At 58.8% G+C, this 5,761-nt stretch carries 6 protein-coding genes and 2 pseudogenes; 4 read left to right on the plus strand and 4 right to left on the minus strand.

The features are described 5' to 3' along the window. Positions 1–833, minus strand: a pseudogene (locus QW863_RS35870) (IS3 family transposase); the annotation flags it as partial. A gap of 111 nt (positions 834–944) precedes the next feature. Here QW863_RS35870 and QW863_RS35875 point away from each other — a divergent pair. Continuing rightward, entirely contained in the window at positions 945–1,511 is a 567-nt protein-coding gene (locus tag QW863_RS35875; protein ID WP_315770081.1) for a hypothetical protein, read from the plus strand. 61 nt (positions 1,512–1,572) lie between these two features. Here QW863_RS35875 and QW863_RS35880 read toward each other — a convergent pair whose 3' ends face one another. Beyond that, positions 1,573–2,460, minus strand: coding sequence for an ImmA/IrrE family metallo-endopeptidase (locus QW863_RS35880; RefSeq protein WP_315770083.1), 888 nt, complete (start codon positions 2,458–2,460; stop codon positions 1,573–1,575). Positions 2,461–2,462: 2 nt separating this feature from the next. Continuing rightward, positions 2,463–2,789: a helix-turn-helix transcriptional regulator gene (locus tag QW863_RS35885; protein WP_315770085.1), complete on the minus strand. Its 327-nt coding sequence runs from the start codon at positions 2,787–2,789 to the stop codon at positions 2,463–2,465. 364 nt (positions 2,790–3,153) lie between these two features. Here QW863_RS35885 and QW863_RS35890 point away from each other — a divergent pair, with 364 nt between their 5' ends. From QW863_RS35890 to QW863_RS35900, 3 genes and pseudogenes are all read left to right on the plus strand, one after another. Then, entirely contained in the window at positions 3,154–3,417 is a 264-nt protein-coding gene (locus QW863_RS35890; RefSeq protein ID WP_315770086.1) for a DUF1883 domain-containing protein, read from the plus strand. A 13-nt stretch (positions 3,418–3,430) separates the two neighbouring features. Beyond that, positions 3,431–4,243 carry a nucleotidyltransferase domain-containing protein gene (locus tag QW863_RS35895; RefSeq protein ID WP_315770088.1) on the plus strand — a complete coding sequence of 271 codons (813 nt, stop codon included), beginning with the start codon at positions 3,431–3,433 and terminating at the stop codon, positions 4,241–4,243. Then, positions 4,240–4,958, plus strand: a pseudogene (locus QW863_RS35900) (DUF6602 domain-containing protein). The gene QW863_RS35895 and the pseudogene QW863_RS35900 overlap by 4 nt, the downstream one beginning before the upstream one ends. 1 nt (position 4,959) lies before the next feature. On the opposite strand, the gene QW863_RS35905 reads toward QW863_RS35900, so the two are convergent. Then, on the minus strand, positions 4,960–5,568 hold the full coding sequence (locus QW863_RS35905; RefSeq protein WP_315770090.1) for a hypothetical protein: 609 nt from the start codon (positions 5,566–5,568) through the stop codon (positions 4,960–4,962). Positions 5,569–5,761 lie beyond the last annotated feature (193 nt).

A 5,761-nucleotide genomic window follows, 5' to 3' on the forward strand; every position in this document is an offset into this window, starting at 1 on the left:
GGCATTGCTCGTGAGCTCGCTGCCGTTGTCGCTCACCACCATCTTGGGCTTGCCGCGCTCGGCGACCAGCCGGTCCAGCTCCCGGGCGACCCGGGCGCCCGAGAGTGAAGTGTCGGCCACCAGCGCCAGGCACTCGCGGGTGCAGTCGTCGACCACGGTCAGGATGCGGAAGCGCCGGCCATCGGTCATCTGATCCGACACAAAGTCGAGTGACCAGCGATCATTCGGGAGCAGCGGCACCGTCATCGGCGCTCGCGTCCCGATAGCGCGCTTGCGGCCACCTCTGCGGCGCACCGTGAGCCGTTCCTCCCGGTACAGCCGGAACAGCTTCTTGTGATTGACCAGGTAGCCCTCCCGCTTGAGCAGGACGTGCAGGCGACGATAGCCGAAGCGGCGACGCTCATGGGCGATCGCCCTCATGCGCTCCCGCAGCCCGGCATCATCGGCCCGGCTCGTCCGATATCTGACCGTCATGCGGCAACAGCCGATGGCTTTACACGCCCGCCGTTCGCTCATCCCGTGAACGCGCACGAGATGTGCGACAGCTCTCCGCTTCGCCGCAGGCGTCACCACTTCTTTCCCAGGAGATCCTTCAGGGCGGCATTGTCCAGCATGGCGTCCGCCAGCAGCCGCTTGAGCCGCGTGTTCTCGTCCTCCAGCGTCTTCAGACGCTTGGCCTCCGAGACGTCCATTCCGCCGAACTTGGCCTTCCACTTGTAAATGCTGGCGTCGCTCACGCCATGCTTGCGGCACAGATCGGCGACCGGAACGCCAGCCTCGTGCTCCTTCAAAATCCCGATGATCTGCTCTTCCGTAAAGCGGCTGCGCTTCATGCTCTGGTCCTCGTTGGGCCAGAACGAACTTCAAACTGGATTAAGCCCCAGGGGCAAGGTCAGCCCGCATGCAGAGCATGCAATACAACGAAGAGCGGCCACGAGCACTATTTGACGGCCGTGCTGCCATTCACCAGTAACCATCAGGATGCGGCAGAAGTACTATCGCAAATGGTGGAGCGACGCCTGGAAAGAAATGCCAAGCTGAAAAACCACTTGGCAGCTGGTCTGCGGCAGGAGCTAACGCTTCAGAACGGCATACTCGTGCCTGCTCTTGCGCTGCCGTTCGATAGCAGCCGTGTTGAAGATCTATTCAAATTCATCACCCAAGGGCTGCTCTATCACCACTTTGGGGTCATCCTCGATCGGCAAAAGCATGGGGTTTGGGCGGGGTTCCTAAACCGACCCGGAGAAGAGATGCACCGTAAACTGCTGGCTGGCAATGCTCGCGCACGCGTAAAGGGTGACATCGGCGAAGGCGCCTTAGTCTATGAAGGAGCACAAGGCGTCGACTTCCCGGAAATGTCGATCTGGATTTTCCAGCTGTTCGGCGGCACACGTACCAGCGGCGATCCTTGCGAACCCGATGCATCGATACGGGTGGTTGGCGGCTTGACCGCCTCCCAAAGGGTGCTGGGGTTACTTGACAACGGTAAAGACGGCGACACTCCAGCTTAAAGCCAGGGTCGTCAAATAATCGCAATGACGATTGTACGCTTGGCTCGACGCAAAGGCACGGCTACCGCCAGCGGCTTTGCTGGTCTTGGTAGCGCTGTTTCGAGGTCCTCTCGTCATCCTCTTCCTCGACCTCCTCCAGCTCGAGCCAGAGCATCAGTAAGGCATATCCGTTCTGTTGCGGATACGTTTGCTCAAACAACTCGGCTCGCTGACCAGGTTTCAAGTCCACCCAATGCTCTGGGAGGATCTCCGAGAGTTCGCCTGCAACCCGCTCGCGCTGGTCCTTGCGGTAGTACAGCGACGCCTTGGGGACAGGCTTTCCGTACGGGACGGAAATCCACGGAAACGTCGGCCGCTTGTGTACCCGCTTTACGACCCCGTCTTTGATGACGACAATTGCCACCTCCTCAGGGTGATATCGCGCATAAGCGCGTGCAGCTGCTTCCTTGCTCACATTGAAGTGCTTCGCGATCAAGGGAACATGCTGAAGGGTCGGGTCACCCTTCGAAATGAACCTCCGCAGCGCGGGAGGTGGAATCAGGATCAGGCCCGAGAACTCGTTAGCTTCCGCTTCCATCCGCGCGTAGCGATCGGTCTGTTCGATCGACCATTTTGCCATATCCGCACGCGAACAAAGAAATTTGCCTGACTCGACCGGCTTATGGGTTGCGATGAGGAAGTGCCCAAGCTCATGCCCGATGGTGAACCGGCGGCGCCCTTCGGGCGCAGCCTGATTCACCAGGATGATGCCGGTCGAGCGATCTTCATCAGTCAGAAGACCCCCCTCAAAGCCGGCAGTCGTCAATGCGGCGATTTTCTCGATATCCAGCTGATGGGCCAACGCCTCGATCGGCACCGGAATCGGCAGATCCTTCTCAACGGACAGAATCTTGGTGGCGAGCCCCATTGGGGAGCCTGTGTCGGCCAAGTCCATCCGCGTGATCTTCATCGCTACCCCTTGGGTTTCCTGCTCTTCAGATGGTCCATCATTGCTTGAATAGCCTGGCGGTCTGCGGGGCTCAGGTCCTTCAGCTCGCGATACATCGCGACGACCTGCGGGTCGACATCCTTAGCGGCAGGGTTTTCACCGATCATTTCCGAGACGCTCACGCCAAAGCATTTCGCCAGCTTCGTCAGAAGCTCGATGGACGGATTGCTACTCTTCCCCGTCTCAAGATCCCAAATATGCGCCTTGGAGGCTCCAACCTCATCAGCGACCTCCTGAAGAGATTTTTTTCTCTTTACCCGAAGCTCTTTTATCTTTGACGCCAGTGACATTCCCATCCTCTCGAATCGCAACGGCGCGGATTGGGGCCGCGCCGTCTGACGATTTCGTACCACAGCCATTGACGACTGGCAAACCGTCAGATAAAGTTTTACGAAATCGTCGACATGAGTCGAGGATTTGAAAGGAGAGACTTATGTCGAAATCGTCCAAAGGTGGCGGGCCCTATCGCAGCGCCACTTCGGGTCAATACGTGACTCCCAAGTACGGCCGCAGTCACCCGAATACGACGGTCCAAGAGGCCGCCGGCAAGCACGGTTCCAGCGGACCTCACTATCGCAGCGCGATCTCTGGGCGCTATGTCACGACCAAGCATGGTCAGTCCCATCCCAGCACGACTGTGAAGGACAAGTAGCTATGAGCTTCCTTCACAACGACCTGGGCTATTTGAACGGCGGCGAAGTGGTCGAGGTCAGCCTCGACCACGCCGCCAACGTGCGCCTGATGGATGCGGGCAATTTCCAAAGCTATCGTCAGGGCCGGCAGCATCGGTACTTTGGCGGCGAGGTCCGGCGCTCGCCGTTGAGGCTGCGGGTGCCTCAGTCAGGGCACTGGCACGTAACGATTGACCTCGGCGGGCGAGCTGGCACAATTCGTGCCGGCGTCAGAGTGTTCTCATAGCAGGACGATGCCGATGAATGCGCTTGACCTCTACGGCTTCGTCAATGCTCAAGGCTGGCGCATGATGTCCGAACAGGACTATCTCAACGCCATTTTGGCGAGAGAGCTGGTGAGCACCGGCCTCTCGTCACCCGCACTCTTCGTACCCGGCGTCGTAAAGCCGTTGATCGAGCAATGGGCCGGTCGGTATCTACTCGACATCACCCCAAGTGGCTCCTACGCCAAGGGCACGGCCAACCGTAGCGGCACCGACTTCGATCTTTTCATCTCGCTGTCGGCAGACACCTCTGAGACCCTCTCCGAGATCCATAAGACGTTGATCGCCGCCCTGGCAGCGGCCGGCTACCAACCGCGCCCGCAGAACGTGTCTATCGGGATCAAGGTGTACAGTTATTCTGTCGACCTGGTGCCGGGTAAGCGGCAGAACTGGCATTCCAACGACCACAGCCTCTACAAGCGTCGCGGCGATACTTGGGCCAAGACTGACATCTCGCAGCATATTTCCAAGGTGAAAGGCTCGGGGCGGCAAAGCGAGATCCGGCTTATCAAGCTTTGGCGGAAGCAGAAAGGATTGGAGTTTCCGTCTTTTTACCTCGAGCTTGCGGTAATCAAGGCGCTGGAAACGTCGTGGCTCTCGCCGCTGGCCGAAAACATGCGCACTGTGTTCACTTACTTGCGTGACAACATCATTACGGCCAGATTCGTGGATCCGTCGAACACCAATAATATAATCTCGGACGATCTCACCGTCGCCGAGAAGCAGGCCATCAAGAAGGCTGCGGCGGCGGCGCTAACGGCTCCCTATTGGCGAGATATCATCGTATGAGCGGCTGGTCGCTCGAAAAGCTCCTGACCGGCCTTCACGGTGAGATAGAGATGCGGCTGCAGCGTACCCGCGCCGCATCGGTCATTCGGTTGCGAAGGGCGACGCCTCCGAAGGCATCTGGATTGAGCTGCTCACCAACTATCTGCCGAGGCGCTACCGGGTAGCGAAGGCGTTTGTCATCGACAGCACCGACACCACGAGCCAACAGCTCGATATCGTGATCTACGATCGACAATATACGCCGCTGATCTTTAATCAGGACAGCACGTTGGTCATACCCGCAGAGAGCGTCTATGCAGTTTTTGAGGCTAAGCAATCGATAGATGCGAACCAAGTCGAGTATGCCGCCAAAAAGATCGCGAGCGTCCGCACCCTGCATCGCACCAGCCTGCCGATTCCGTCGGCAAACGGCATGCAGCCGGCAAAGGTACCAGGTCACATTATTGGCGGCCTGCTGACCTTCGAAAGCGCGTGGTCGCCTGCAATGGGCGATCCGCTGCTAAACGCGCTGCGGGCTGCCGAGGCTATCACTCCGCTCGACATGGGGTGCGTAGCCGCGCACGGCAATTTCTATCGCACGGATGGCGGGACGACAATTGAGCCGAGCACGCGCGCCGCAACGGCCTTCCTGCTTGAGCTGATCGCCCGCCTGCAGGTCCAAGCCACGGTGCCCATGATCGACGTCCGTGCCTACGCCAGATTTTTGAAGGGTTGAATCACTTGTCGTCGGCGGCCTTCTGGGCTGGGTAAGAGACCGCCCACTTGGTGAGCTTTTCGGAAAGCCATTTTTGGCTATCGACCGCGGCCTGCACCATGTCGAAGAATTCTGAACGACCGACGATGCTGAACAAGAATCCATGCTTCGGCAATGGTTGCCCGGCCTTCTTCGCATCGACCGTGTTCTTGTTCGCAAAGACATAGACGTCTTCGTTTGGGAATCGCTTTGCCGCGGCGTGCCCCGCGAGATTGCGAAAGCCACGAAATTTCGAGATCGCCGTGAGCCAAGTGACCGTCTCCTCGACGGGATCGGTCTTGGGGTCGAGGGTCCTCGTCACATCGGAGAGTGCGTCGGTCAACGATGAATCCGGTATCTTCGGATAAACCTTCTGCCAGTTCTCCGGAAGCTTTCCGGCAAGTTCAAATACCTCAAGCGCGCGACGTAGGTTGAGGTCAATGAAACAGAAGCATTGGATCAGGCGTCCAAAACATCGAAAGTCCGCTCCATCAAGCTCGGGTAACGAAGCGATCTCTGCGCCCGTCATCTTGCTCAGGGCATCGGATATTGTGGTGACCTTCTTCGTGCTGATTCCATCAGGCAGTGCCATCGCTGTGCCCTCGCGCATTGAGACATTTGCCCCTCCGATTGTTGCCTATCGGCGACGCGAGCGATAGATGTATAGCCAGCTGAAACCGCCGACCGGTCTGGCCCGCTACTGGGCGGGGGTGGGTTGTACGCCGAGTGGCGCGGGTGGAGCAACGGGCGATTGGCGGAGCTGGTCGGGGTTGCGCAGCCGATCG

The organism is Bradyrhizobium sp. SZCCHNR1017, from assembly GCF_032381375.1.
Classification (GTDB): domain Bacteria; phylum Pseudomonadota; class Alphaproteobacteria; order Rhizobiales; family Xanthobacteraceae; genus Bradyrhizobium.